General features: G+C 69.0%; 23 protein-coding genes. 10 read left to right on the top strand and 13 right to left on the bottom strand.

What is annotated here, in order from left to right:
* Nucleotides 1-74 precede the first annotated feature (74 nt).
* Nucleotides 75-536 carry an Hsp20 family protein gene (locus tag IWC96_RS03955; RefSeq protein WP_021697857.1) on the top strand — a complete coding sequence of 154 codons (462 nt, stop codon included), beginning with the start codon at nt 75-77 and terminating at the stop codon, nt 534-536.
* A 51-nt stretch (nt 537-587) separates the two neighbouring features.
* Here IWC96_RS03955 and IWC96_RS03950 read toward each other — a convergent pair whose 3' ends face one another.
* Genes IWC96_RS03950 through gpmA form a run of 3 tightly spaced genes read right to left on the bottom strand, consistent with a single transcriptional unit; the run spans nt 588 to nt 3,249 of the window.
* Nucleotides 588-1,862 (bottom strand): pentapeptide repeat-containing protein, encoded by a 1,275-nt coding sequence (locus tag IWC96_RS03950; protein WP_021697856.1) that lies wholly within the window; start codon nt 1,860-1,862, stop codon nt 588-590.
* Nucleotides 1,863-1,912: 50 nt separating this feature from the next.
* Nucleotides 1,913-2,539, bottom strand: coding sequence for a bifunctional diaminohydroxyphosphoribosylaminopyrimidine deaminase/5-amino-6-(5-phosphoribosylamino)uracil reductase RibD (gene ribD / locus IWC96_RS03945; protein ID WP_021697855.1), 627 nt, complete (start codon nt 2,537-2,539; stop codon nt 1,913-1,915).
* Nucleotides 2,536-3,249 (bottom strand): 2,3-diphosphoglycerate-dependent phosphoglycerate mutase, encoded by a 714-nt coding sequence (gpmA, locus tag IWC96_RS03940; protein ID WP_021697854.1) that lies wholly within the window; start codon nt 3,247-3,249, stop codon nt 2,536-2,538. The genes ribD and gpmA overlap by 4 nt, the downstream gene beginning before the upstream one ends.
* Before the next feature lie 128 nt (nt 3,250-3,377).
* Between gpmA and IWC96_RS03935 the strand changes: the two genes are divergently transcribed.
* On the top strand, nt 3,378-3,521 hold the full coding sequence (locus IWC96_RS03935; protein ID WP_158332136.1) for a hypothetical protein: 144 nt from the start codon (nt 3,378-3,380) through the stop codon (nt 3,519-3,521).
* Nucleotides 3,522-3,539: 18 nt separating this feature from the next.
* On the top strand, nt 3,540-5,039 hold the full coding sequence (locus IWC96_RS03930) for a phosphomannomutase/phosphoglucomutase (RefSeq protein ID WP_196838382.1): 1,500 nt from the start codon (nt 3,540-3,542) through the stop codon (nt 5,037-5,039).
* Here IWC96_RS03930 and IWC96_RS03925 read toward each other — a convergent pair.
* Together IWC96_RS03925 and glmM are read right to left on the bottom strand one after the other, a co-directional pair.
* Nucleotides 5,036-6,055 (bottom strand): YeiH family protein, encoded by a 1,020-nt coding sequence (locus tag IWC96_RS03925; protein ID WP_196838381.1) that lies wholly within the window; start codon nt 6,053-6,055, stop codon nt 5,036-5,038. The genes IWC96_RS03930 and IWC96_RS03925 overlap by 4 nt on opposite strands.
* 13 nt (nt 6,056-6,068) lie before the next feature.
* Nucleotides 6,069-7,418: a phosphoglucosamine mutase gene (gene glmM, locus IWC96_RS03920; protein ID WP_021697850.1), complete on the bottom strand. Its 1,350-nt coding sequence runs from the start codon at nt 7,416-7,418 to the stop codon at nt 6,069-6,071.
* 171 nt (nt 7,419-7,589) lie between these two features.
* Between glmM and glmS the strand changes: the two genes are divergently transcribed.
* The gene (gene glmS / locus IWC96_RS03915) at nt 7,590-9,407 is read left to right on the top strand and encodes a glutamine--fructose-6-phosphate transaminase (isomerizing) (protein WP_196838380.1); all 1,818 of its coding nucleotides are present in this window, start codon (nt 7,590-7,592) and stop codon (nt 9,405-9,407) included.
* A gap of 7 nt (nt 9,408-9,414) precedes the next feature.
* Here glmS and IWC96_RS03910 read toward each other — a convergent pair whose 3' ends face one another.
* Nucleotides 9,415-9,681, bottom strand: coding sequence for a hypothetical protein (locus IWC96_RS03910; protein WP_196838379.1), 267 nt, complete (start codon nt 9,679-9,681; stop codon nt 9,415-9,417).
* Nucleotides 9,682-9,843: 162 nt separating this feature from the next.
* Here IWC96_RS03910 and galU point away from each other — a divergent pair, with 162 nt between their 5' ends.
* A complete protein-coding gene (gene galU, locus IWC96_RS03905) occupies nt 9,844-10,728 on the top strand; it encodes a UTP--glucose-1-phosphate uridylyltransferase GalU (protein ID WP_045319314.1) in 885 nt (294 codons plus the stop codon).
* A gap of 10 nt (nt 10,729-10,738) precedes the next feature.
* Here galU and IWC96_RS03900 read toward each other — a convergent pair whose 3' ends face one another.
* From IWC96_RS03900 to IWC96_RS03890, 3 genes are read right to left on the bottom strand one after another with little or no spacing between them, the layout of a single operon-like run.
* Nucleotides 10,739-10,996 (bottom strand): hypothetical protein, encoded by a 258-nt coding sequence (locus IWC96_RS03900; protein ID WP_196838378.1) that lies wholly within the window; start codon nt 10,994-10,996, stop codon nt 10,739-10,741.
* Nucleotides 10,993-12,111, bottom strand: coding sequence for a chorismate synthase (gene aroC / locus IWC96_RS03895; protein WP_021698325.1), 1,119 nt, complete (start codon nt 12,109-12,111; stop codon nt 10,993-10,995). Before aroC ends, IWC96_RS03900 begins: the two co-directional genes overlap by 4 nt.
* 12 nt (nt 12,112-12,123) lie before the next feature.
* Complete coding sequence (locus IWC96_RS03890; protein ID WP_021698324.1) at nt 12,124-12,846, bottom strand: DnaJ C-terminal domain-containing protein; 723 nt, start codon at nt 12,844-12,846, stop codon at nt 12,124-12,126.
* A gap of 89 nt (nt 12,847-12,935) precedes the next feature.
* Here IWC96_RS03890 and pdxH point away from each other — a divergent pair, with 89 nt between their 5' ends.
* Nucleotides 12,936-13,598, top strand: a complete 663-nt coding sequence (gene pdxH, locus IWC96_RS03885) for a pyridoxamine 5'-phosphate oxidase (protein WP_021698323.1) — start codon at nt 12,936-12,938, stop codon at nt 13,596-13,598.
* On the opposite strand, the gene IWC96_RS03880 is transcribed toward pdxH, so the two are convergent.
* Both IWC96_RS03880 and udk read right to left on the bottom strand, forming a co-directional pair.
* On the bottom strand, nt 13,589-14,227 hold the full coding sequence (locus IWC96_RS03880; RefSeq protein WP_021698322.1) for a TetR/AcrR family transcriptional regulator: 639 nt from the start codon (nt 14,225-14,227) through the stop codon (nt 13,589-13,591). The two genes, pdxH and IWC96_RS03880, sit on opposite strands and share 10 nt — an antisense overlap.
* Nucleotides 14,228-14,327: 100 nt before the next feature.
* Nucleotides 14,328-14,975: a uridine kinase gene (udk, locus tag IWC96_RS03875; RefSeq protein ID WP_021698321.1), complete on the bottom strand. Its 648-nt coding sequence runs from the start codon at nt 14,973-14,975 to the stop codon at nt 14,328-14,330.
* 165 nt (nt 14,976-15,140) lie between these two features.
* Between udk and IWC96_RS03870 the strand changes: the two genes are divergently transcribed.
* Nucleotides 15,141-16,766, top strand: a complete 1,626-nt coding sequence (locus tag IWC96_RS03870; RefSeq protein ID WP_021698320.1) for a long-chain-fatty-acid--CoA ligase — start codon at nt 15,141-15,143, stop codon at nt 16,764-16,766.
* 478 nt (nt 16,767-17,244) lie between these two features.
* Entirely contained in the window at nt 17,245-17,946 is a 702-nt protein-coding gene (locus IWC96_RS03865; protein WP_021698319.1) for a DUF1499 domain-containing protein, read from the top strand.
* On the opposite strand, the gene IWC96_RS03860 is transcribed toward IWC96_RS03865, so the two are convergent.
* Nucleotides 17,947-20,799, bottom strand: coding sequence for a glycosyl hydrolase 115 family protein (locus IWC96_RS03860; protein WP_196838377.1), 2,853 nt, complete (start codon nt 20,797-20,799; stop codon nt 17,947-17,949).
* A gap of 67 nt (nt 20,800-20,866) precedes the next feature.
* Complete coding sequence (locus IWC96_RS03855) at nt 20,867-23,287, bottom strand: glycoside hydrolase family 3 N-terminal domain-containing protein (protein WP_021698317.1); 2,421 nt, start codon at nt 23,285-23,287, stop codon at nt 20,867-20,869.
* 203 nt (nt 23,288-23,490) lie between these two features.
* On the opposite strand from IWC96_RS03855, the gene IWC96_RS03850 reads away from it, so the two are divergent.
* Together IWC96_RS03850 and IWC96_RS03845 are read left to right on the top strand one after the other, a co-directional pair.
* On the top strand, nt 23,491-24,255 hold the full coding sequence (locus tag IWC96_RS03850) for a FadR/GntR family transcriptional regulator (RefSeq protein WP_021698316.1): 765 nt from the start codon (nt 23,491-23,493) through the stop codon (nt 24,253-24,255).
* A gap of 150 nt (nt 24,256-24,405) precedes the next feature.
* A partial coding sequence (locus IWC96_RS03845; protein ID WP_196838117.1) for a dihydroxy-acid dehydratase occupies nt 24,406-24,630 on the top strand: 225 nt, incomplete at its 3' end.

The following is a 24,630-nucleotide window of genomic DNA, read 5'->3' as shown; positions in this document are numbered from 1 at the left end:
GACCGCCAAAGGCCGACACCGTCCGTCCCCGGAAACGGGGCGGTTCAACCTTGCTGTGCATCAGGAGGATTGTAATGCGCACCATCGACTTCACCCCCCTCTACCGTTCCGCCGTGGGTTTCGACCGCATGGCCAATTTGCTGGAAAGCGCCGCGCGCACCGGCGAGCCGGGCGGCTGGCCGCCCTACAACATCGAGACGACGGGCGAGAACGCCTACCGGATCGAGATCGCCGTGGCCGGCTTCAAGCCCGACGAACTGAACATCGAGGTCAAGGAGAACCTGCTCACCGTCACCGGCCGTCGCACGGCCAATGACGAGACCGAGCGCACCTTCCTGCATCGCGGCCTGGCCGAGCGCGACTTCGAGCGCCGCTTCCAGCTGGCCGACTATGTGGTGGTGACCGAGGCTGGCCTGAACAACGGCCTTCTGACCGTCAACCTGAAGCGCGAACTGCCCGAGGCGCTCAAGCCCCGGCGGATCGAGATCAACGCCGGCCCGGCCCTGATCGAAGGCAAGGGCAAGAAGGCGGCTTAACGCCTGACGGCTTTCAAGACCTGGGAAGGGCGGTCTTCGGGCCGCCCTTTCTTATTCCGCGTCCAGCACCAGCCCGCGCACGCCATGAAGCTGGGCGGCCAGGAATTCGGCATGCCGGGTCTGGGCCCCGTGCAGGGCCGCGCGGCTGAGGTCGGCCTGGACCAGGATGGCCCGGCGCAGATCCGCGCCCGACAGGTCGGCGCCGCGCAGATGGGCTCCGGTCAGGTCGGCGGGCAGCAAGCGGTCCTGGGCGATCATCAACGGGCCCAGCTGGACCTCGCGGAGGTCCGCGCCGGTCAGGCGCGCGCCCTTGAGACGGGCGCCGCGCAAGTCCGCGCCACGCATCTTGGCCGAACGCAGGTCCGCGCCTTCGAGCTGAGCGCCCTGCAGCTGAACGCCCTCCATGTCGAGGCCGTAGAAGACGGCCCGCTTGGCCGACAGGCCGGTCAGGGTCAGGCCCCGGATCGTTTTCAGGCTGCGCAGGTCCACATCGTCGAACACCGAGGGCTGGCCCTTGGCGCCGCCCGTCTCGCACCAGATGGCGTGTTCGCGCAGCATGTCAGCGGCCGGCAGCTTGGACACCGGCGCGCCCGAGGATTTCTCGTCGGTCAGGGCCCCGGTCATGTCGGCCCCGTCGGCCCGCCACATGGCCCGCTTGGTGCCCACCAGCACCGCGTCCCGCAAGTCCGCCCCGGTCAGGTCCGCCCCTGACAGGTCCGCGCCCGCCAGATCCGCGCCGTTGAAATTCGCCTGTTTCAGATTGGCCCGGACCAGCTTGCAGTCTTTCATCACCGCGCCGGAGAAGTCGGCCGCGATGGCGATGATGCCGGTCAGCTTGGACCGCTCCAGATTGGCGCCCGACAGGTTGGCGCCCGACGCCCGCGCCCGGTCGCGCACCAGATGCTCCACCATGCGGAAGCCAAGCTTGGAATCCGCTGCGGCGATGGCGCCTTCGCGCAGGTCTGCCTCGAACAGGTCCGCCCCGGTGAGGTCCGCCCCGCGCAGGCACGCGCCGCGCAGGTCTGCCCGTCGGAGGCTGGCCTCGATCAGCAGCGCATCCTGAAGGTCGGCCCCGAACAACACCGCATTGTCCAGGCGAGTCCCGGTCAGGTCGCAGCCGGCCATATCCGCGGCCGAGAAGTCGGCGTCGGTCAGGTTGCGGCCCTTCAGGCTCAGGCCCGACAGGTCCATCCAGGTGAACACCGCGCGTGCGCCGCCCGGCTTCGCCTGCCATAGCCGGTCGTGCCGGGCGCAAATGGCGTCCAGTTCGGCCTGGGTCAGCCGCCGCCTGTTGGCGGGATCGATGGGAGCGGATTGCGCCGACATGCCCGGAACATGCCTGACCGCCGCTTAAGAAAGCGTTGGAATCCCGGTGCCTATTCGGTCAGCAGGCCCTGTTCGCGCAGGGCGTCGGCCAGGGGGCCGGGCGCGGTCCACAGCCGGGTGTATCCCGCCTCGCCCAGCCGCTTCAGCTCGGTGGCCAGATCCGCCTTGGCCGAGGCGGCGAACTGGCCGTCGAAGCTGTCGCCGTTTTCGCTGATCCGGACCATGGGACGGCCCGACTCCAGCCGGTGCAGATAGCCTTCATACAGGATCGCCGCCTCGTCGCTGAGCACGCCGGTCTCGACCTCGAGCCCCTTGGCCCTGACCCGTTCCACCCCGCGCCCCGCGGCAAAGGGGGACGGGTCCAGACAGGCGATGACCACCCGTTCGACGCCGGCCTCGATGAGGTACTGCGCGCAGGAGGTGCGGCCCGACGACCGGGCTCCGCACGGCTCCATGGTCACATAGGCGGTGGCGCCCTTCGCCCTGTCGCCGGCGGCGGGCACGGCCTGCTCCTCCGCATGGGGACGGCCGCCGGGCGCTGTGGCGGCCTCGGCGACCATCTCGCCGTCCTTGACCACGACGCAGGCCACCGCCGGATTGGGCCAAGTCTTGCCCATCTGGTCCCTGGCCAGGCCGATGGCCCGGCGCATGAATTCCTGATCGCGTGCTTCGCTCATGACAGGGCCGGCAGAGCCTGGGCCCTGTCCTCATCCAGATAGCGGGCCGAAACCGGCTTCAGCTCGGCGTCCAGTTCGATGTCCAGCGGGTTGCCGGTGGGGATCTCCACCCCCACGATGCGGTCGTCAGGCACGTCGAACAGGTGCTTGACGATGGCCCGCAGTGAATTGCCGTGGGCGGTGACCAGCACGTCCTCCCCCGCCTTCAGGCGGGGCGCGATGGCGCTGTTCCAGTAGGGCAGAACCCGCTCCAGCGTGATCTTGAGGCTTTCGGTGTCGGGAATGTCCTGCCCGGCGTAGCGGGGGTCCGTCGTGAAATCGAATTCGCCGCCGGGCGCCAGCGGCGGCGGCGGCGTGTCATAGCTGCGCCGCCAGATCTTCACCTGCTCCTCGCCGTGCTTTTCGGCGGTCTCGGCCTTGTTCAGCCCGGTCAGCCCGCCGTAGTGCCGCTCGTTCAGCCGCCAGTCCTCGATCACCGGCACGTCCTTCAGGCCCGCCGCCTCCAGCGCCATGGCGCCCGTGCGCTTGGCCCGGTTCAGCACCGAGGTGAACATCACGTCGGGCTTGAAGCCCGCCCTGGCGATCAGCTCGCCGCCGCGCGTCGCCTCGGCCTCACCTTGGTCGGTCAGGTCCACGTCCACCCAGCCGGTGAAGCGGTTCTCCAGGTTCCACTGGCTCTGGCCATGTCGCAGCAGGATCAGTCGGGGCATCGGTGTCTCCAGTTGGACCTGACCGGGTAGGACCGGCGCGGGCGGGGGTCAACCCGCAAGCGCGGCGCGGCGTCGTCCGCTCCTTGCGATGTTGTGGCCCGCGAAACGGCCCTGCTATAGCGGGAGCCATGCGGAACCGACTGTTCTTTCCCCTCATGGCGCTGATCGCCGTCGCCATGGTCGCCCTGGCGCTGAACTGGCCCGAGGGCGAGGCTGGACGGGGCGTGGCGACAACGCCCGCCGACGCGCCGCCGGCTGCACCCGCCGGCTGACGCCCTTGCGAGGGACCCATGCTGAAACCTCGTCCCGGCCTGGCTCCCGACACCGCTGACTACGAGACCCACCCCTTGGTGAATCCTACGGGGTTCCGAGAGTACGACGCCCGCTGGATCCTGGGATCGGAGATCAACCTCCTCGGCTTGCAAGCCCTGGGCCTCGGACTGGCGACCTATGCGCACGAGATCAGAGCCAGGCCGAGCATCGTGGTGGGCCACGACTTCCGGTCCTATTCCCAGAGCGTCAAACAGGCCCTGACGCTGGGCCTTATGCAGGGCGGCATGGAGGTGCTGGACATCGGCCTGGCCCTGTCGCCCATGGCCTATTTCGCCCAGTTCGCGCTGGACGCCCCTTGCGTGGCCATGGTCACGGCCAGCCATAACGAGAACGGCTGGACCGGGGTGAAGATGGGCGCCGAGCCGCCGCTGACCTTCGGTCCTGACGAGATGAGCCGCCTGAAGGCCATCGTGCTGAACGGCGACGGCGTCGCCCGCCCCGGCGGACGGCTGGAGCGGATCGAGGACTTCCGCGAGCAGTATCTGGATGAAGTCACCGCCGGGGTGACCCTGACACGGCCCCTCAAGGTCGTGGTCGCCTGTGGCAACGGCACGGCCGGCGCCTTCGCACCCGAAGCCCTGCGCAGCATGGGCGCCGAGGTCATCGAGATGGACTGCGATCTCGACTGGGCCTTCCCGAGGTACAACCCCAACCCCGAGGACCACGCCATGCTGGCGCAGATGTCCCGGCGGGTGCAGGAGACCGGCGCGGATCTGGCCGTGGGTTTCGACGGCGATGGGGATCGCTGCGGCGTGGTGGACGACACAGGCGAGGCGGTCTTCGCCGACAAGATCGGCCTGATGCTGGCCCGCGACCTGTCGACGCTGCATCCGAACGCGACCTTCGTGGTCGATGTGAAATCGACCGGGCTCTACAAGACCGACCCCGTGCTGGCGGAGCACGGCGCGACCACCGTCTACTGGAAGACCGGCCACAGTCACATCAAGCGCAAGGTCGCCGAGGCGAAGGCGCTGGCGGGCTTCGAGAAGTCGGGGCACTTCTTCTTCAATGCGCCCATCGGACGCGGCTACGACGACGGCATCGTGGCGGCGGGTGCAGTACTGTCCCTGCTGGACCGACATCCCGGCAAGCGGTTGTCACAGCTGAAGACCGCCCTGCCGAAAGCCTTCACCTCCCTGACCATGAGCCCGCATTGCGCCGACGAGGCCAAGTACAGCGTCGTCGAGGCGGTGCAGAAGGACTATCTGGCCCTGCACGCGGCCGGAGGCGAAATCCTGGGCCGCAAGGTAACCGAAGTGATCACCGTCAACGGCGCGCGGGTCCATCTGGAGGACGGCTCGTGGGTGCTGGTGCGCGCCTCCTCCAACAAGCCGGAGCTGGTGGTGGTGGTGGAAAGCCTGCGCTCCGAGGACGACATGCGCGACCTCTTCCACAGTGAGGTGAAGCCCCGCCTGGCCCGTCACGACGCCGTCGGCGCCTGGAATCAGGAAATCTAGAGCAGGTTCAGAAGCCCGATCAGGCCCAGCGCCAGCACACTCAGCAGGGCCAGCGACAGAACGGCGGCCAGAGCGGCGCGTGGCCCGGATCGGAGCACCGCGCGCAGGTCCGTGGTCAGGCCCAGCGCCGCCATGGCGATCACCGTCAGGACACCGGCCACGCCCGTGATCGGCCCGATCAGCGCCTCGGGGATCAGACCGAACGACCGTAGAGCCGCCATGGCGATGAAGCCGAGGATGAACCAGGGGATCAGGCGCGCCAGCCCGGGCTTCTGGCCCGCCCGATCCCGCGTGGTCAGGGCCAGCACGATGCACACCGGCCCCAGCATCAGCACGCGGGTCAGTTTGACCAGCGTGCCCACCTGCGCCGCCGCCAGCCCCATGGGCGCCACCGCCGCCAGCACCTGGGGCACCGCATAGACCGTCAGGCCCGCCAGCACGCCCGCATCGGTGATCGACAGGCCGAGCAGATCCGCCACCACCGGCAGCAACAGCACCATGCCGACACCTAGAACGGCGGTGAAACCGATGGCCGCCGACACCTCCTCGCCCTTCGCCCCGATCACGGGCGCCACGGCGACGATGGCCGAGTTGCCGCAGATGCCGTTGCCGCAGGCCACCAGCAGGGCGGCGTTGCGGGTCAGGCCGCACCAGCGGCCCAGCCAGTAGCCCCCGGTCACGCCCACGGCGACCACCAGTACGATACCCAGCAACAGGGTAGGCCCCATGGCCGCCAGGGCCGGGGCGCTGAGCGAGGCGCCCAGCAGCACCACCGCCACCTCCAGCAGAAACCCCGCGCTGAACGCCACGCCCGCGCGAAAGGTCTCGGGCGGCGGCCAGAAGGTCCGCACGCCCGCGCCGATCAGGATCGCCAGCACCAGGCCTTCCAGCCAGATGCGGTCGAACACCTGCGTCTCGAAGCTTTGCAACCCCATGGCGACGGCGGCCACCACCAGGCTGAGCGCCACGCCAGGCGCCAGGGCCGTGATCCGGGTCAGGAGCGGGGGAAGGGTCATGGCGCGGCGGCCGTCAGCCCGCCGCCTTGACCGCCTCGGCGATCTCATCGACCACCGCATTCACCAGTTTGGCGTCGTCGCCTTCGGCCATGATGCGGATCAGAGGTTCGGTGCCCGAGGCGCGGACAACCACCCGGCCGGAGCCGTTAAGGCGCGTCTGCCCGGCGGCGATCGCGTCGGTGACGCCCTTGTCCGCCAAGGGGTTTCCGCCCGAATGGCGCACGTTCTTGAGTTTCTGGGGCACAGGCTCGAACTGGGCGGCCAGTTCGCTCATGGGCTTGCCGGACTCCACGAGCACGGCCAGCACCTGAAGCGCGGCGATCAGACCGTCGCCGGTGGTGGCGTGGCGGCTGAGGATCAGGTGGCCGGACTGTTCGCCGCCCACATTGAACCCGCCCTCGCGCATGCACTCCATGACATAGCGGTCGCCCACCTGGGTGCGCTCAAGCGTTAGGCCGTCGGCCTTGAGGACGCGCTCAAGGCCCAGGTTGGACATGACCGTGGCCACGATGCCGCCGCCGGTCAGGATGCCCCGTTTGGCCCAGTCGCGAGCGATCAGGGCCATGATCTGGTCGCCATCGATGACCCGGCCCTTTTCGTCGCACAGGGCCAGCCGATCGGCGTCTCCGTCGAGGGCGATGCCGATGTCGGCGCCGTAGCGCTTCACGGCCTCGGAGAGGGTGCGCGGATGGGTCGAGCCGCACTCCGCGTTGATGTTCAGACCGTTCGGCTCCACCCCGACCGGGAAGACGTCCGCGCCCAGCTCGTAAAGGGTGGTCGGGGCCACGCGATAACCAGCGCCGTTGGCGCAGTCCACGGCGATGCGCAGGCCGTTCAGGTTCATCTTTCTCGGGAAGGTCGCCTTGGCGATCTCCACGTAACGGGCCTGGGCGTCGTCGATGCGCTTGACCCGTCCCAGGGCGTCGGCGTCCGCCAGCCCCTGGCCCAGGTCTTCATGCATCAGGGCCTCGATCTTCAACTCCATCTCGTCGGACAGCTTGTATCCGTCCGGCCCGAACAGCTTGATGCCGTTGTCGGCGAAACTGTTGTGCGACGCCGAGATCATCACCCCCAGGTCCGCACGCATGGACCGGGTCATCATCGCGACGCCGGGTGTGGGCAAGGGACCGAAGGTGCGCACGTCCATGCCCACACTGGCGAAGCCCGCCACCAGAGCCGGTTCGATCATGTAGCCGGACAGGCGCGTGTCCTTGCCGATCACCACCAGATGGCGCCGGTCGTCGCCGGACATGAACAACTTGCCCGCCGCCAGACCGACGCGCAGCGCGACCTCGGCCGTCATGGGGTGGCTGTTGGCGCGGCCGCGAATGCCGTCGGTGCCGAAATAACGTCGCTTGCTCACGATCCCTCCGTTTTCGCCGGGAAACCTGGCGAAACGTCTTTTTAGTTGGCGGTCACGGCCTTTCGGTTAAAGCCGAAACGATCAGGCCCGCCCTTTGCACGCGGGCTTAACGCCAGGCGCGGCCTGTGCCAAGCAGCCTGAACCCTTCGTCTCGGGAGAATAGATCAAGCCATGTGCGGAATTATCGGCGTGACCGGGACGGCCCAGGCGGCCCCTCTGATGATCGACAGCCTGAAGCGCCTGGAATACCGGGGCTATGATTCCGCGGGCGTTGCGGCCCTGGTGGACGGCCGCATCGAGCGGCGCCGGGCCAAGGGCAAGATCCGGGAGCTGGAGGCGGTTCTCGCCGATCAGCCCCTGACCTCCGTCGTCGGCATCGGCCACACCCGCTGGGCCACCCACGGCCCGCCCACCGAGCCCAACGCCCACCCGCACAAGGCGGGGCGTGTGGCGGTGGTGCACAACGGCATCATCGAGAATTTCGCCGAACTGAAGGCCGAACTGGAGGCCGCGGGGCGCGTCTTCGAAAGCCAGACCGACACGGAGGTGGTGGCCCATCTGATCGACGCGCGGCTGGACGCCGGCGACGAGCCCATGACGGCCTTCAAGGCCGTGCTGGACCGCCTGAGCGGCGCCTATGCCTTGGGCGTGCTGATCGAGGGCCACGACGACCTCATCCTGGGCGCGCGCAAGGGCAGCCCGCTGGTGGTGGGCTGGGGCGAGGGCGAGATGTATCTGGGCTCCGACGCCCTCGCGGTCGGCCCCTTCACCCAGCAGATCAGCTATCTCGAAGAAGGCGACTATGTCGCCCTGACCCGCGGCGGCGCCGACATCCGGGATGAACAGGGCAGGAAGGCGAACCGCCCGGTGGTCACCGTCTCCGCCTCGGCCGCCATGGTGGAGAAGGGCGAATACCGCCACTTCATGGAGAAAGAGATCCACGAGCAGCCCGACAGCGTCCAGCACACCCTGTCGGCCTATCTGGATCTGGTGGCGCAGAAGGTGAAACCCCAGGACGCCATCGACCTGACCAAGGTCAGCCGCATCCAGATCGTGGCCTGCGGCACCGCCTTCTACGCCGGGGAGATCGCCCGCTACGCTTTCGAGCGGTTGGCCGGCGTGCCCTGCGACGTGGAGATCGCGTCCGAGTTCCGTTACCGTAGCCCGGCCCTGACGCCCGGAACCCTGGTGGTTGCGGTCAGCCAATCAGGCGAGACCGCCGACACCCTGGCCAGCCTGACCTGGTGCAAGGCGCAGGGCTTCGACACCGCGGCGGTGGTCAATGTCCACACCTCGTCCATGGCGCGCGAAGCCCGGGCCATGTGGCCCACCTGGGCCGGGCCAGAGATCGGCGTGGCCTCCACCAAGGCCTTCACCGCCCAGGTGGCGGCGCTGCTGTCGCTGGCGCTGGCGGCGGGCGTGGCGCGCGGCCGCGTGGCGCCGGACGAGGAGGCGCGCCTGGTCAAGGCCCTGTTCGAGGCGCCGCGCCTGATCGCCGAGACCCTGCAGGCCGATGACGACATCAGGGCCGTCGCCCAGGATGTGGCCAAGGCGTCGGACGTGCTGTTCCTGGGGCGGGGAGCCATGTTCCCCCTGGCCATGGAGGGGGCGCTGAAGCTGAAGGAGATCAGCTATATCCACGCCGAGGGCTACGCCGCCGGGGAGCTGAAGCACGGCCCTATCGCCCTGGTGGACGAGGCGACCCCCATCATCGCCTTGGCCCCCATGGACGAGGTGTTCGAAAAGACCGCCTCGAACCTTCAGGAAGTGGCCGCGCGCGGCGGCCCGGTGGTGATGATCACGGCGCGGGGTGCGCCCTCGCCCCACGGCGCAACGGTGCGTCGAATCGAGATCCCTCCCTGCGACCCCTTCATCGCGCCCCTGATCTATGCGGTGCCGGTGCAGCTGCTGGCCTATTACACGGCCGTGCAGAAGGGCACCGACGTGGACCAGCCGCGCAATCTGGCCAAGTCCGTCACGGTCGAATAACCGGCTTTCAGCCTTCCGGCGGGGGGCTTGCCGCCGGACTGGGCGCCGGCCCGCCTTCGGGAAGCACCGGCGGGGTATCCGGGATGGCAGCCGCTTCCTGGCCCACGGCCGGCGGCACCTCGGCCTCCTCGGGCGGCATGATCAGATCCTCCGGAACTTCGAGGGTCTCGGCCGTGGTCGGCGGCACGGCGGGGCCTTCAGACTCCTGGTCGCTGCAAGAGACGAGCGCCAGCGCGGACAGCGACAGGGTGAGGACGGCGAATGGTCGGATCATGTCAGGCCTTTCGGGTGCGGACGGTCGGGCGACCACGACATCACATCGCGGAACTGTCCGCCAGCCCGGCGGTTCCGACCTCCATCGCGGCGCCGACGTTTGCAGCGCCGCCCGAAGCGCCTATCAACGGCCTCGCCGAACCTGATCCAGACTGGAGCCCCCATGACCGACGCCAAGTCCCCTCGACGTGTTCGCAAGGCTGTCCTGCCCGTCGCGGGTCTGGGCACCCGGGTTCTGCCCGGCACCAAGACCACGCCCAAGGAACTGCTGAACGTCGTGGACCGGCCGATCCTCAGCTACATCGTGGAAGAAGCGCGCGAGGCCGGCATTGAGCACATCGTCTTCGTCACCGGCCGGGCGAAACAGGCCATCGAGGACTATTTCGACCACCAGATCGAGCTGGAGGCCCAGCTTGAGGCCAAGGGCAAGACCGACATCCTCGAGATGATGAACGGCGAACTGGCCCGCGCGGGCGAGATGAGCTTCACCCGCCAGATGAAGCCGCTGGGCCTGGGCCACGCGGTATGGTGCGCCCGCGACATCATCGCGGACGAGCCGTTCGCCGTGATCCTGCCCGACGTGATCGTCGATGCGGCGCCGGGCGCCCTGAAGCAGTTGATTCAGGTCTATGAGGAGGTCGGCGGCAACGTCATCGGCGTCGAGGCGGTGCCCGAGGACATGACCCACAAGTACGGCATCGTCGATCCGCTGGAGCGGACCGGCAACCGCATCGGCATGAAGGGCATGGTGGAGAAGCCGGCCAAGGGGACCGCGCCGTCTAACCTGTCCATCTCGGGCCGCTATATCCTGCAGCCCGAGATCTTTCATCTGCTGGAAACCCAGGAGCGAGGCGCGGGCGGCGAGATCCAGCTGACCGACGCCATGGCCCGCTTGATGCAGGACCAGGCCTTCACCGCCGTCGAATATGAAGGCGTGACCCACGACTGCGGCGACAAGATCGGCCTGCTGCGCGCAAATGTGGCGCTTGCGCTAAAGCGCGAGGATCTGGGCGCGGCCGCGCGCGAAGCGATCTCGGCCCTGCTCTAGTCGCCCGGTTCTAATCGTCGGTGCGGTAGCGGCGGCAGTCCTCGTTGGAGCCGCGACGCACGCGGCGCTCGCAGGCGCGGCGTTCGGCCCGCAGGGTCTCGGCGTCCGAGGTCGTGACCGCGTCGACGCCCGCGCCGATCACCGCGCCGGTGGCCTTCACGCCCGTGCCGACCACGGCGCCGGTGACCCCGACGGCCGTTCCTACAAGGCACCCCTGAAGCATCAGGGCGGCAGCGACCATGGCGGCGGCGGACAGTATGCGCGTCATATTTGAGTCTCGCTGAAAGAGGGGAAGGCCCATCCTGTCTGCCCCCGCTGACGCAGCATGGCGTCGGCCAGAACGCAGGCGGTCATGGCCTCCACCACGGGAACGCCGCGCAAGCCGACGCAGGGATCATGACGGCCCTTGGTGCGCAGGTCCGTTTCGGTTCCGTCCCGGGTGATCGTGCGCCGGAGCGTGAGGATCGATGAGGTGGGCTTGAAGGCGACCCGCGCCGTCACCGGCTGACCGGTCGAGATCCCGCCCAGAACCCCGCCCGCCTTGTTGGACAGGAACACCGGCGCGCCGTCGTCGCCCAGCCGCATCTCGTCGGCGTTCTGTTCGCCGGTCAGGGCGGCGGACTCGAAACCGGCCCCGATCTCCACGCCCTTGGCCGCATTGATGGACATCAGGGCACTCGCCAGTTCGCCGTCCAGCTTGCCGTAAAGCGGCGCCCCCCATCCGGCGGGAACGCCGACAGCCTCGACCGCCACCACCGCGCCGATGGAGGATCCGGCCTTGCGGATATCATCCAGATAGGCTGCCCAGGCCGGAACCACCTCGGCGTTCGCGGCGAACAGGGCGTTGTGCTCAACCGCGCCGAAGTCGATCCGGTCGTCCTCGATGCGGTGCGGCCCGATCTGGACGATACCCGCGCGGATGGCGACGTCCTGGCCCAACACCTTGCGCGCCACCGCGCCCGCCGCCACGCGGCAGGCGGTTTCGCGCGCCGAAGATCGCCCGCCGCCGCGATGGTCCCGCACCCCGTACTTGGCCTGATAGGTGTAGTCGGCGTGGCCCGGCCGGAAGGCGCGGGCGATCTCGCCATAATCCTTCGACCGCTGGTCCGTGTTCTCGATCAGGATGGCGATGGGCGCGCCCGTCGTGACCGGTCCCTCGCCGTCGTCGAAGGTCCCCGACACGATGCGGCATTCGTCCGCCTCGCGCCGCTGGGTGACGAAGCGCGAGCCGCCGGGCTTGCGCCGGTCCAGCCACGGCTGGATGTCCGCCTCGGTCAGGGGGATGCCCGGCGGGCAGCCGTCGATGACGCAGCCGATGGACGGGCCATGGCTCTCACCCCAGGTGGTGACGCGGAACAGATGGCCGAAGGTGTTGTGGGACATGGCTTACAGCCTCTAGGCCGCGAGGCGCTCGGACGTCCATACCGAACTGAACCGGGCCAGCAGATGCTCGGCAGCCGAGGGGGCGCCGGCCATGGCCTCCAGGGTCACGAACAGGCGTCCGGACGGACGGACGCCCCGCGCCGGGAGGCCCAGGCCTTTCAGGCACAGGCGCACGGGCCCGGCCATGCCGCCGACCACCCAGGCCTGGCGCGGTCCGGCGTGCGTTTCGATCTCGGCCCGCCCCCCGTCGACCAGCAGGCGGGGATCCACCGGGCAGGTCATGAACAGGTCGTCGCCCAGGACTTTCAGGCCGTCGGCGGCGCGAATGAGCACGGGCAGGTAAAGGTCGCTTCCGTCCGACGCCGCACGTCTCAGGCGCACATGCTCGCCGGTGCGCAGTCCCGCCGGGACCATGATGCGCAGGGCGCCGCGTCCCGGCAGGGCGACGGTGGCGCAGGCGCCGTGGATCGCTTCCAGAGGGCTCAGAACCACCACCGGCAACGGCATGGGGCGCGCCTTGGGCGCATCCAGCGCCGGGCCGAGGCCGCCGCGCTTCTGGATCAGGCGATAGGCCTCGATGACGCGGCGAAAGCGGTCGGCGTCGCCGCCCGGCTGATCCGGGCGGGCGGCCTTCACCGCAGCGCGGAACAGCTCCGCCAGGCGGCGCGGCTCCACGGGGCCGTGCAGGCCCAGAAGGCCGTAGGCGTCGCGCAGGGTCAGGGTCTGGGCGGTCATGACCCCGATTGGCGGATAATATGGTCAAGGCGGAGTTAACCGTGACGCTCCCTCTCCCCCAAAGGGTGTCGAGAGGGTAAGAACGGGCCATGAGCGATCATCCGATTCCGCCGACCCCCACCGCCGAAGACTACGCCGCCCAGCTGGCCGCCAACGCCGACGAGGCGCAGTTCGAGCGCGACGCCCCTGTGCCGCTGTTTCTGGAATGGATGGCGGACGCGCGGCGCTCCGAGCCCAACGACTCCAACGCCATGGCCTTGGCCACGGTGGACAGCGACGGCCTGCCCGATTGCCGCATGGTTCTGTTGAAGGGCGTGGATGAGCGGGGCTTCGCCTTCTATTCCAACCGCGGCAGCGCCAAGGGCGGCCAGCTGAGCGACCAGCCGAAGGCGGCCCTGCTGTTTCACTGGAAGTCCCTGCGCCGCCAGGTGCGGGTGCGCGGCGCCATTGAGCCGGTCAGCGAAGCCGAGGCCGACGCCTATTTCGCCAGTCGGGCGCGCGAGAGCCGCATCGGCGCCTGGGCCTCGACCCAGTCCCGCCCGCTGGACAGCCGGGAAACGCTAGAGGCCGCCGTGCGTGCGGCTGAGGCGCGGTTCGAGGGCGCGGAACCGCCGCGACCCGAATACTGGACCGGCTGGCGCGTGATCCCCCGGCAGATCGAGTTCTGGCGCGACCGGCCCTTCCGTCTGCATGACCGTCTGCGGTTCGACCGGGAAGGCGAGAATTGGCGCCGGACCCGGCTCTACCCCTGACCGGTCCCGTAGCGGGCCAGGAAGGTGTCTACGGCCTGGCCGACGATGCAGCGGACGTCCCGGCGACTCCGCACCGCCTCGCCCGTCACCATGGGCACGAAGAAGACCGGATGCTCGATCATGCCCATCAGCTGGCCAGCCGCCCATGAGGGGCGCTCGACCTTCAGTGCGCCGGCCTCCACATGCTCACCGATCACCTGCATCAGAACCCCGCCGATTTCGGCGCGGCCCCGCTCGAAGAAGCGGTCGGCCGTCGGCTCGAACCGCCTGCGTTCGGCCATGACCAGCCGGAACACCGCGCGGACGAGCGGATCACCCAGGAAGGCGGCGTAGGTTTCCCCGAAGGCGACCAGTTGTTCGTGCACCGCGCCGGCGCGCACCTGGACTCCCTGGATCTGGCGGGCGAAGTCATCCGAGGCGTCGTCGATGACCCGGATGAACAGATCGGTCTTTGACGGGAAGAAGGCGTAGAGGGTGGCCGTGGACACCGAGGCGTCCCGCGCGATGGCCTCCATGCGGGCGGCGGAGTAGCCCTCAGCCATGAAGTGGCGCCGGGCGACTTTCAGCAGATCCTTTCGCTTATGACGGAGGCTTTCGGCATCATCGCCCCCGTGGGCGTTCTCTGTCATGAAAAGCGGGCGACTCCTGCCCCTCAGGTTGCGGAACTTAACCATAAAGATGGTCCGCGACACGGACTGGCAAGGCAAGAGACAGAAACGTCGGTTTCCGTCAGGTCCTGCGGAAGGCTTTCAGGATGGGGTGGGCCAGCACCGGCGCGGCGAGACGATCCACGGCCTGGACGTCCTCCAGCACCACCGCCGCAGTCTGGTCCGCCACCACGAAATCAGCCAGGGCGCGGCCCGGTTCGGTGAAGCGTTCATGGCCCGGGCGAACGGTCTTCAGATACTGGTCGATCACCGAGCGGGCCGTGCGGCCGCGCTCGGCCTGGTCCCGCAGCAGGCGACGGATGAAGCGGATGTCGGCGGGCGTGTCGACGAAGACCTTGAGATCGAACAGCTCGGCCACAGCGGGTGTCGCCAGCAGGTGGATGCCCTCCACGATCACCACCGGCACGGCGGGCACCGGGGTCCCGCCCGGCTCGCGGCCATGGTGGATCAGGGAGTAGATGGGCGCCTGCACCGCCTGCCCGGCCTTGAGCGCCGACAGGTGCGCGGCCAGCAGGGCGTGATCCCGCGCCGCCACGTGGTCGAAATCGAAGCTGGCCGGATCGAAGTCCGGCAGGGCCGCGGCGTCCACATAGTACCAGTCCTCCAGCACCACGACCGCCTGATCCGACCCCAGGGCGCGGGCCAGGGCCTGGGCCAGGGTGCTCTTGCCCGAGCCGGACCCTCCGGTGATGGCGATGAGAAGGCTCAAGAGATGCGCTCCGCGATGGACGAGGGCCGTCCTTTAGGGCTTTCTGTGCGCGCTGGCCAAGGCCGGGCGCCTTGCCTGCCCTAGCGTCACGTTGCTTAACACCGATCACCAAAGTAGCTTCGATTTGAAAGCGCCGCTCTCAACAAGGCGCACATGGAGGGATGCATGCTGGGACGAATGCAGGACTGGCCGCTGACGGTTGACCGGATCATTGATCGCGCCAGCATCTGGCACGGGCATCGTGAGATCGTGACCCGCACGGTGGAAGGCCCCATCGTGCGCACCACCTATGCGGACGTGCACCGCCGGGCCAAGCGGGTGTCGAACGCCCTGGCCGGCTGGGGCGTCAAGCTCGGCGACCGGGTCGCCACCCTGGGCTGGAACACGGCGCGCCACATGGAGGCCTGGTACGGCATCATGGGCATGGGGGCGGTGTGCCACACCCTGAACCCGCGCCTGCACCCGTCCCAGATCGCCTTCATCATCAATCACGCCGAGGACAAGGTCATCTTCGTCGACCTGACCTTCGTGCCGATCCTCGACGCCATCATCGCCCACTGCCCGACGGTGGAGCGCGTGGTCATCATGACCGACGAGGTCTCGATGCCCGAGACCAGGCTGCCCAACGCGGAGTGCTACGAGTACGTGCTGTCCGAGCAGTCCGAGGACTTCACCTGGGGCGGCTTCGACGAGCTGACCGCCTGCGGCCTGTGCTACACCTCGGGCACGACGGGCGACCCCAAGGGGGTGCTGTACTCGCACCGGTCGAACTTCCTGCACACCCTGATCACCATGAGCTCGGACATCATGGGCGTGACCGGCTCGGACGTGATCCTGCCGGTGGTGCCCATGTTCCACGCCAACGCCTGGGGCGTCGCCTTCTCGGCGCCCGCTGTGGGGGCCAAGCTGGTCATGCCCGGCGCGCGCATGGACGGCGAGGCCATCTATGAGCTGATCGAGGCCGAGGGCGTGACCTTCTCGGCCGCCGTGCCCACCGTGTGGCAGATGCTGCTGCAGCATGTGGCCGCCAACGACCTGAAATTCTCCACCCTCAAGAACGTGCTGATCGGCGGCTCGGCCCTGCCCGAGGCGCTGGTGCGCGGCTTCCACGACCTGGGCGTGGACGTGCGCCAGGGCTGGGGCATGACCGAGACCTCGCCGGTGGGCACCGTCTCGACCCCGACGCCGGAGATCGCGCACCTGTCCTATGACGAGCAGATGCCGTTCCGCCTGAAGCAGGGCCGGCCCCCCGTGGGCATCGAGCTGAAGCTGGTCAGCGACGAGGGCGAGACGCTGCCCCACGACGGCGAGGCGGTGGGCCGGCTGATGGTGCGTGGCCCCACCGTGGCGTCCAGCTACTTCAAGGACGTGGGCGGCAACATCCTGGACGATGAGGGCTATTTCGACACCGGCGACGTGGCCATCATCGACACCAACGGCTTCATGCAGATCACCGACCGGGCCAAGGATGTGATCAAGTCCGGCGGCGAGTGGATCAGCTCCATCGACATCGAGAACGTGGCCGTGGGGCACCCCAAGGCGTCCCTGGCCGCCGTCATCGGCATCGCCCATCCCAAATGGGACGAACGGCCCCTGCTGCTGGTCAAGCTGAAGGACGGCGAGACCGCCGAGAAGCAGGAGTTCCTGGACTTCCTCGAAGGCAAGATCGCCAAATGGTGGATGCCCGACGACGTGGTCTTCGTGGACGACATCCCGCTGGGCGCCACGGGCAAGATCGACAAGAAGATCCTGCGCGAGGAGTTCAAGGACTACACCCTGCCGACGGTGTGATTCAGCTCTTGTCATCCCGGCCGCACCCCGGACTTGTTCCGGGGGGAGAGCCGGGACGGAGCCACCCACTCTCCGCTCATCCCGGCGAAGGCCGGGGTGAGCGGAGTTTTATTGTCCGCCCGTCCCGGACAGCGCCTGCGGCGCTTCCGGGATGACAAGGCGAGGGCCGGTCCGGGTCAGGTCTCGGATCCGGCTTGGAAAAAAACAGAGTCCGAATTGTCCGAAATCGGGCGCGGGCTGATGCCGTTATCTTTGTTTTATATAGATATTTCCTCCCCCTGATTTCGCGCGATTTCGGACTGTCCGAAATCGGGCCCGAGCGGACCCCGCCTCGACCCGTTGATGATAAGCCCCCCCGGAAGGCGTGGGCGTAAAAAGCCCCTTCCGGAGGGCTGACCCCTTGGAAACAGGGGCAACGGGCTTTCGAAAAGCGGGATTTGGGGGCAGGGTCGCGGCCACAACGGCGAGAGGTTTCGGCATGAGCAGATCAAGACACGGGGGCGTCTGGCTGACGGCGGCCTTCCTGATCGCCCTGGCGGCGCCGCTGCTCTGGTTCGTGGCCGCCTTCGGCACCCGGGTCGGGCTGATCGACTGGCGGCTGGGCTATGAGCAGCTGACCCTGGTCTGGGGCTGGCGGCTGGCCTGGGTCAGCGCGGGCGCGGCCCTGGCCACGGTGCTGCTGGCCATGGGCGATGTGAAACGGCGCGGGCTGTACGCGCTGGCAGCCGTGCTGGCGGCGGGCGTGACCCTGTCTCTGCACATCGCCCACCGCCAGGCCCTGGCCGCCCACCCGCCGGTGCATGAAGCCGCCAGCGACTGGGGCGAACCCCTGAGCTTTTCGGGGGTGATCGGCGCCCAGCGCGACCGGGCCGGGGCCGCGCCGCTGGCCGTCGGCTCCGTCGCCGCCTGCGATCAGGCCCTCTCCGCCCGCACCCAGGTGGCGCCGGAGGTGGGCGAGGCGGCGCTGGAGGCGGCGGGCTTCACCGTGGTGGGCACCTCGCCGTTCCGCATCGAGGGCACGCGCCAAGGCTTCTGGTTCGGTTTCAGCCACGACGCGGTGCTGCGCATCCGCCCGGGCCGCACCGATGTGCGCGTGTCCGGGCGCGAGGGCCGTCCCGACGGCGGCGAGGCCTGCCGTCTGGCGGGGCAGATCAGCGAGCACCTGCGCGCCGCTGAATAGTCAGTCGGCTCGGGCGCTCTCCAGCGGTCCCAGATAGCTGTCCGGCGCGCCGTCGCGGACGAGCATCACCCGCTGGATGACCACGCCCGGATCGATGCGCCACACCTTGATGGTGTGCGGCCCCGCCCGCTCCACCGGGTGGCGGGTCGCGTGGACGGCCACGGCGTTCGCCACGTCGCCCTCCCACGCCGCCGCGGTGTCGGTAGGGTTCATGGTCACCACCTGCACCGGTCCGTCGTTGATGGAGACGCCGAAACGGAGCCCCGCCCCGCCCCGGAAATCCAGCGTCGGCGACAGCACCAGCCGCACCTCGACCTCGCCCGGCTCGAACAGGTGGACATCGTATTCGAGACGCGGCCCCTGCCCCGGTTCCGACGCCGGGGCCGTGGAGGGCGTGGTGGTCACGCCCGACAGGGTGCGTCCCAGACCCGGGATGACCCGCCACTCCACACCCTGCCCCTCCAGGGTGCGCGCGTAGTGTTCGGCCTCCATGGTCACATGGCCGTCGGCCTCGATGAAGCGGCCCGGCTCGACCGGCGCGTCGGGATTGAGGATGGGCACGAGGACGGTGATTTCGGTTCCGTCGGCGCCGCGCATCTGTATGAAGCCCTCGGCCTGACCTTCAGGCGCCGCGGACCAGTCGACCGAGACCCGCACGCGCAGGTCGCCCCGGCCCTCGGCCGCCGACAGCCGGATCCACGGCTCACCGGCCTCGAGCGTCCAGGCTGCGGGTTGGTCGCCCCGGTCGAACAGGTCGATCCAGCGGCTCTCGACCCCGTGGCGATGCAGCGACGGCAGGACGGGCCCGCCGCCGGAGCCGGGCCAGGCCCGCGCATCGCCCTCCACCGCCACCCCCAGCGCCGCGCCGGCGACAGGCGTCACCTCGGCCAGATCGGGCAGGACATCCTCGTCCGGTTGCTGCCAGTAGGTGTAGCTGATGTGGGTCTGGGACATCATGTGGTTCCAGCGCCCGTCGGCCACGTCCTGATGATAGATGCGGGTCAGCTCGGCGTCCCGGGCGAACAGATCGCGCACCTGCTGTGCCGCCGCCCCGGCCGCCGCCGCGCGACCCTGGGCGGCGTAGAGCCGGTTGCGCCCGGTCTCCACATGCAGGGCCGTAAGATTGCCGCTGGCGTGGATGGGGAACCAGACCAGCTGGACGAAGGCGTCGTCGTATTCCGGCGGCAGGGCCGCGCGCACGGCGTCGGCGCGGCGGGCCAGATCGGCCCAGTCCGCCGTCACCAGTTCGGCCTCATTGTGATTGAGCAGGCTGAAGGTGTCCGGCCCGATGAGCTCCGGCTTCCGCCGCGAATTGTAGCGGGTGTAGAGGCGCAGCAGGTCGGCGATCTCGTCGGCGTGCTGCTCCCCGAACTGCTGCGCGGCCCAGTCGCGGGTGAAGCCGTTCATGGCCTCCAGCGTCATGGCCTCGGGGTTCCAGGCCTGGGCCAGGAAGGCGCTGATGGGCAGCTCCATGGGCTTGAGGTCGCCAACATTGACGATCCACAGCCGGTCCGCGCCGTATTCCCAGGCCAGGTTCATCTGCTCCCAGGTGCGCTCGACCTGGGTGGTGTTGAGCCATTTGTAGTTCCGGGGGCCGCCCACATAGTCGAAGTGGAAATAGACGCCGTAGCCGCCGGGCCGCTCGGACCCCGGCGCGGGCAGGCGGCGGATGTTGCCCCAGTTGTCGTCGGCGAACAGCAGGGTGACGTCGTCAGGAACCCGCATGCCGTCGTCGTAATAGTCCTGCACCTCCTTGTAGAGAGCCCAGACCTGGGGCGTTTCGGCGGGGTCGCGGCCGGTGACCTCGGCGATGATGTCCCGCTGGTCCGCCACGATGGTCTCCAGCAGGGCGGTGGCGGTGTCCTCGGTCATGGCCTCGTCGCCATCGCCGCGCATGCCGACGGTGACCAGACTCTCGTGCCCGCCCATGCGCGTGACACCCTCGCGCCAGAACCGGCGCAAGGCGTCGGGGTTGGTGGTGTAGTCCCAGGCGCCCACGCCGTAGCGCTCCCACTCCACATGGGCGCGCATCATGGGTTCGTGATGGGAGGTTCCGATCACCACGCCATATTCGTTCGCCATGACGGCGTTCAGGGGATCGTCGTCGGAGAACGCCTTGCCCCACATGGCGGGCCACAGATAGTTGCCCTTCAACCGCAGGGTCAGTTCGAACACCCGGGTGTAGAAGTGGTGGTTGAAGCCGCCGAAGGTCTCGTTGACCCAGCCGTAGAGGGCCGGGTTCTCGTCGTTCAGGAAAATGCCGCGATAACGTACGCGGGGCCGGTCGGCGCGGCGGCCGGGCAGGACGTGCAGGTCGCCCTGACGCACCACCGGCACATCGGCCCACCAGGTCCAGGGCGAGACGCCCATGCGCTCTGACAGATCATAGACGCCATAGATGGCGCCGCGCATGTCCGACCCGGCGATGATCAGGGCCCGGTCCACGCCCGGAGCCGGGTTGTCGATCACCTGCTGGACAAAGGCCTCCCACTGGCCGGCCACGTCCGAGACGTCCAGACGGCCTTCGGCGACCAGGGCGTCGATGACGGCGCTGCGGCCCAGGGTTCCGACGATGACCGCCAGCCCTTCGCCGGCGTCATGACCCAGCGGCGAGGGCGAACCGGACACCCGCTCCAGATCGCCGCGCAGGTCGGCGGCGGCGCGCAGCAGGCCCGCGTGGTCGCCGGGATCGGTGTGCACCACGGCGGGACGGCCCGAGGCGATCAGGGCGAAGGCCTCGCCGGACGCGGCGCCGGGGCAGACCGCGCCCGGGTCCTCGCAGGCGGAAGCGGGCAGCGCCGCGCCCAGCCAGAAAAGACAAAGAGCAAGGAAGCCCGTCACGAAACGCGGCATGCACGCCTCCTGTCGCGAAAAGGCGCCGCCCGCCGCTCCCGAAGGAACGACGGGCGGTCGGGGAGGATCAGCGCACCGTCAGGGTGGCTGACTGCAGGTCGACCGAGTTGGGACCGGCGTGGATGGTGAAGGTGCCCGGCTCCACCACCCGCTCCATGTCCAGATTCCACAGCGACAGGGCTTCGGGCGACAGATCCAGGGTCACCGTGCGGGTCTCGCCCGGCTGCAGGGTGACGCGCTCGAACGCCTTGAGCTCCAGCACGGGGCGGGTGATCGAGGCGTGGTCGTCGCGGACATAGATCTGCACCACCTCGTCTCCGGCCACGGGGCCGGTGTTGGTGACGTCCACCTGCACCTGGGCCGCCTCGCCGACGCGGATGGTCGGGTTGGTCAGGCGCGGCGCCGACATCTGGAAGCTGGTGTAGCTGAGGCCGTAGCCGAACGGGAACAGGGGGCTGGTCTCGTCGAACAGATAGCCCCGGCGCGCGGTCGGCTTGTGGTTGTAGAACACCGGCAGCTGGCCCACCGAGCGGGGGATGGTGACCGGCAGCTTGCCGCCCGGATTGACCCGGCCGAACAGGACGTCGGCGACGGCGTTGCCCGTCTCCTGACCCAGGTACCAGCCCTGGATGAGGGCGTCGGCCTGCTCCACCAGTTCGCCGACGGCCAGCGGGCGGCCGTTGAGCAGCAGCACGATGGTGGGCTTGTTCAGGGCGAAGATGGCGCGGGCCAGATCCATCTGCTGGCCCACAAGCTGCAGGTCGGCGCGGTCGCCCAGATGGTTCTCGGCCCAGGCCTCGCGGCTGAGCTGTTCGTTCTCGCCCAGCACCATGACGATGACGTCGGACTGGCGGGCGACCGCGACGGCCTCCTCGATCAGGCGGGCGTTGACGGCCGGATCGACCAGATTGACCTCGTCAGCGGCCCATTCGCGGCTTTCGGTCAGGCGCACGCCCTCGGAATACACCACCTCGAAGCCGCCGCTTTCGGCCTCGGCCTCGAGACCTTCCAGCACGCTGACCACATGGCGCGGGATGTCGCTGTAGCCGCCGATGGGGGTGTCCACCGCATGGGTCCCCAGCACCGCCAGACGGCCGAGGCCGTCCGCGCGCAGCGGCAGGGTCTGGTCGTCGTTCTTGAGCAGGGTGATGGCGCGTCCGGCCACCTGACGGGCCAGGGCGATGGCGTCCGGGGTGGCGGTCAGGGCGTCGGCGGTGTCGGGGTCCGCATAGGGGTTCTCGAACAGGCCCGCCTCGAACTTCATGGTCAGGATGCGGCGCACCGCGTCGTCGATCTGGGCCTCGGAGATGCGGCCCTCGGCGACCAGCTCGGGCAGGTGAACGAAGCCCTCGCCGTCGGGCAGCTCGATGTCGATCCCGGCGTCCATGGCCCGCACGGTGGCGTCCTGGATGTCCGCGAACATCTGGTGGCGGGTGACCATCTCGCGGATGGCGAAATAGTCGGAGACGATCAGGCCGTCATAACCCCACTCCTCGCGCAGCACATCGTGCAGCAGCCAGCGGTTGGCGTGGGACGGCAGGCCGTCGATCTCGTTGTAGGAGGCCATGATCGAGCGCACCGGCAGCTCTCGCACCGCCCGCTCGAACGGCGGGAAGAACACCTCGCGCAGGACCCGCTCGGAGATCTGGGCGGGGCCGACGTTGATGCCGTTCTCGGGCTCGCCGTGGCCGGTCATGTGCTTGAGGGTGACGAAGACCCGGTCCTCGGCCAGGGGCAGGGTGTCGCCCTGATAACCGCGGATGGCGGCCAGGCCGATTTCGGACACCAGGTGCGGGTCCTCGCCGTAGGTCTCCTCGATGCGGCCCCAGCGGGGGTCGCGCGCCACGTCCACCACGGGGGCGAGGGTCAGGTGCACGCCGCGGGCGCGCATCTCGCGCGAGGCCACATTGAACACCTGGGTGATCAGCTCGGGATCCCAGGTGCTGGCCAGGGCGATGGACTGGGGAAAGCTGGTGGCGCCGCGGGCGGTGTAGCCGTGCAGCGACTCCTCATGGAAGATCAGCGGGATGCCGAGACGGGTCTCCTCGAGGGCCCAGCGCTGGGCGGCGTTGATGTACTCCACCGTCTGGCGGCCGTCGCGGTTGACGGCGCCCTCGGTGACGCCCGCCGCGCCGTTGGTGGTGGGATCGACGCCGCGCATGTCGGACGGCCGCGAGATCTGACCGAGGCCATGGGGAAAGGCGGCGGAGGCCCGCTCGGGCGAGAAGTCGCCCTCCGGCGTCTGCACGTCGCCCTTGTTCTCCCACAGGCCCTGCATCTGGCCGACCTTCTCCTCCAGCGTCATGCGCGAGAGCAGGTCCTCGACCCGATCCGCCACCGGACGCGCGGCGTCGCGATAGACGGGCGTCTGTTCCTGCTGAAAAGCGAAGGCCGGCTGCATCGGCGCCAGCGTGATGGCCAGGGCGGCCCCGAAGGCGGTGATCGCCCGTCCTCGCCGGAATCGCTCCGGCCGGTCCCATTTGGTCATGTGCGTCCTCCCTCGCTCCCGCCAGTTCGTCAGCGACCGGCTTGGTAGCGCTATCATCATTTAGAGGGCATCCTGCCGCGCCGGTCAACCAATGGTCTGACGATTGCATGGCGCTTCAGAACGTCGCATAGCCATTTCTCGCACAAGACGCGGGCGTGCGACCACGCCGCCCCAGAATGCCGCACGGAGCAGAACCCTCGCCCATGGCGCCCGAAAAGAAAACCAGAACCGGAGGGGACCGGCGCATCGGCAAGCCCGTGCGCAGCCCGGCCCGCATCCATGGCGTCATCGCCCATGACCTGGGCGTGGCCATCGTCTCGGGGCAGTACAAGCCCGGCGAGATTCTCCAGAACGAGATCGATTTCTCCGAGCGTCTGGAGGTGTCCCGCAGCGCCTATCGCGAGGCCATCCGCATCCTGGCGGCCAAGGGGCTGGTGGAGAGCCGGCCCAAGACCGGCACCCGGGTGAACCCCGAGGCGCGCTGGAACCTGCTTGACCCGGATGTGCTGGCCTGGTCATTCGAGACCGAGCCCAGCCCCGCCCTGGTCAAGGGCCTCTTCGAGCTGCGTCTGATCATCGAGCCCGCCGCCGCCGCCCTGGCCGCCCAGCGCCGCAGCCCCGAACAGGTGACCCGCATGCGCGAGGCCCTGATGGCCATGGAGCGCCACGGCCTGAACACCGAGGAGGGCAAGGGCGCGGACCGGGAGTTCCACGCCACCATCCTGGAGGCCACCGACAATCCGCCCCTGCTCAGCCTGGCCAGCACCATCGGCGCGGGGGTCCGCTGGACCACGGTCTACAAGGAGCGGAAGAAGGAGCTGCCGCGCGATCCCATGCCCGACCACTGGAAGGTGTTCGACGCCATCGCCTCGGGCGGGCCGGAGGCGGCGCGCGCGGCCATGACCGAACTGGTGGAGATGGCCCTGCACGACACGGCCCGCGCCCTGCAGCAGCGCCCGCGCGCCTGATCGGCGTTCTTTTTTGGCTCTTGTCCGACTTTTGAGACACGTCTATTTGTCCGACTAATACGGGCACTGTTCGGAGACCACGGGTCGCCATCTGCCCGGCGTGTTTCCCTTCGCCCCCGGCTCGCCGGCGGCCCTGACCGACAGGCCCGAATGACCAAGCCTCTCCGCTCCCGTCTGTGGTTCGACAACCCTGCGAACCCGGACATGACGGCGCTGTATCTGGAGCGTTATCTGAACTACGGCCTGACGCTGGAGGAGCTGCGCTCGGGCAAGCCGATCATCGGCATCGCCCAGACAGGGTCTGACCTGTCGCCGTGCAACCGCCACCACATCGAGCTGGCCAAGCGGGTGCGCGAGGGCATCCGCGAGGCGGGG

This window comes from Brevundimonas sp. BAL450, from assembly GCF_015767455.1.
GTDB lineage: Bacteria > Pseudomonadota > Alphaproteobacteria > Caulobacterales > Caulobacteraceae > Brevundimonas > Brevundimonas abyssalis.
This window is presented reverse-complemented; position numbering and strand designations above follow the sequence as displayed.

Bases quoted from the DNA above. Each gene is read 5' to 3' on its own strand.
- IWC96_RS03955 (WP_021697857.1), top strand. From the start codon at position 75: ATGCGCACCATCGACTTCACCCCCCTCTACCGTTCCGCCGTGGGTTTC.
- IWC96_RS03950 (WP_021697856.1), bottom strand. From the start codon at position 1,862: ATGTCGGCGCAATCCGCTCCCATCGATCCCGCCAACAGGCGGCGGCTG.
- ribD (WP_021697855.1), bottom strand. From the start codon at position 2,539: ATGAGCGAAGCACGCGATCAGGAATTCATGCGCCGGGCCATCGGCCTG.
- gpmA (WP_021697854.1), bottom strand. From the start codon at position 3,249: ATGCCCCGACTGATCCTGCTGCGACATGGCCAGAGCCAGTGGAACCTG.
- IWC96_RS03935 (WP_158332136.1), top strand. From the start codon at position 3,378: ATGCGGAACCGACTGTTCTTTCCCCTCATGGCGCTGATCGCCGTCGCC.
- IWC96_RS03930 (WP_196838382.1), top strand. From the start codon at position 3,540: ATGCTGAAACCTCGTCCCGGCCTGGCTCCCGACACCGCTGACTACGAG.
- IWC96_RS03925 (WP_196838381.1), bottom strand. From the start codon at position 6,055: ATGACCCTTCCCCCGCTCCTGACCCGGATCACGGCCCTGGCGCCTGGC.
- glmS (WP_196838380.1), top strand. From the start codon at position 7,590: ATGTGCGGAATTATCGGCGTGACCGGGACGGCCCAGGCGGCCCCTCTG.
- IWC96_RS03910 (WP_196838379.1), bottom strand. From the start codon at position 9,681: ATGATCCGACCATTCGCCGTCCTCACCCTGTCGCTGTCCGCGCTGGCG.
- galU (WP_045319314.1), top strand. From the start codon at position 9,844: ATGACCGACGCCAAGTCCCCTCGACGTGTTCGCAAGGCTGTCCTGCCC.
- IWC96_RS03900 (WP_196838378.1), bottom strand. From the start codon at position 10,996: ATGACGCGCATACTGTCCGCCGCCGCCATGGTCGCTGCCGCCCTGATG.
- aroC (WP_021698325.1), bottom strand. From the start codon at position 12,111: ATGTCCCACAACACCTTCGGCCATCTGTTCCGCGTCACCACCTGGGGT.
- IWC96_RS03890 (WP_021698324.1), bottom strand. From the start codon at position 12,846: ATGACCGCCCAGACCCTGACCCTGCGCGACGCCTACGGCCTTCTGGGC.
- pdxH (WP_021698323.1), top strand. From the start codon at position 12,936: ATGAGCGATCATCCGATTCCGCCGACCCCCACCGCCGAAGACTACGCC.
- IWC96_RS03880 (WP_021698322.1), bottom strand. From the start codon at position 14,227: ATGACAGAGAACGCCCACGGGGGCGATGATGCCGAAAGCCTCCGTCAT.
- IWC96_RS03870 (WP_021698320.1), top strand. From the start codon at position 15,141: ATGCTGGGACGAATGCAGGACTGGCCGCTGACGGTTGACCGGATCATT.
- IWC96_RS03865 (WP_021698319.1), top strand. From the start codon at position 17,245: ATGAGCAGATCAAGACACGGGGGCGTCTGGCTGACGGCGGCCTTCCTG.
- IWC96_RS03860 (WP_196838377.1), bottom strand. From the start codon at position 20,799: ATGCCGCGTTTCGTGACGGGCTTCCTTGCTCTTTGTCTTTTCTGGCTG.
- IWC96_RS03855 (WP_021698317.1), bottom strand. From the start codon at position 23,287: ATGACCAAATGGGACCGGCCGGAGCGATTCCGGCGAGGACGGGCGATC.
- IWC96_RS03850 (WP_021698316.1), top strand. From the start codon at position 23,491: ATGGCGCCCGAAAAGAAAACCAGAACCGGAGGGGACCGGCGCATCGGC.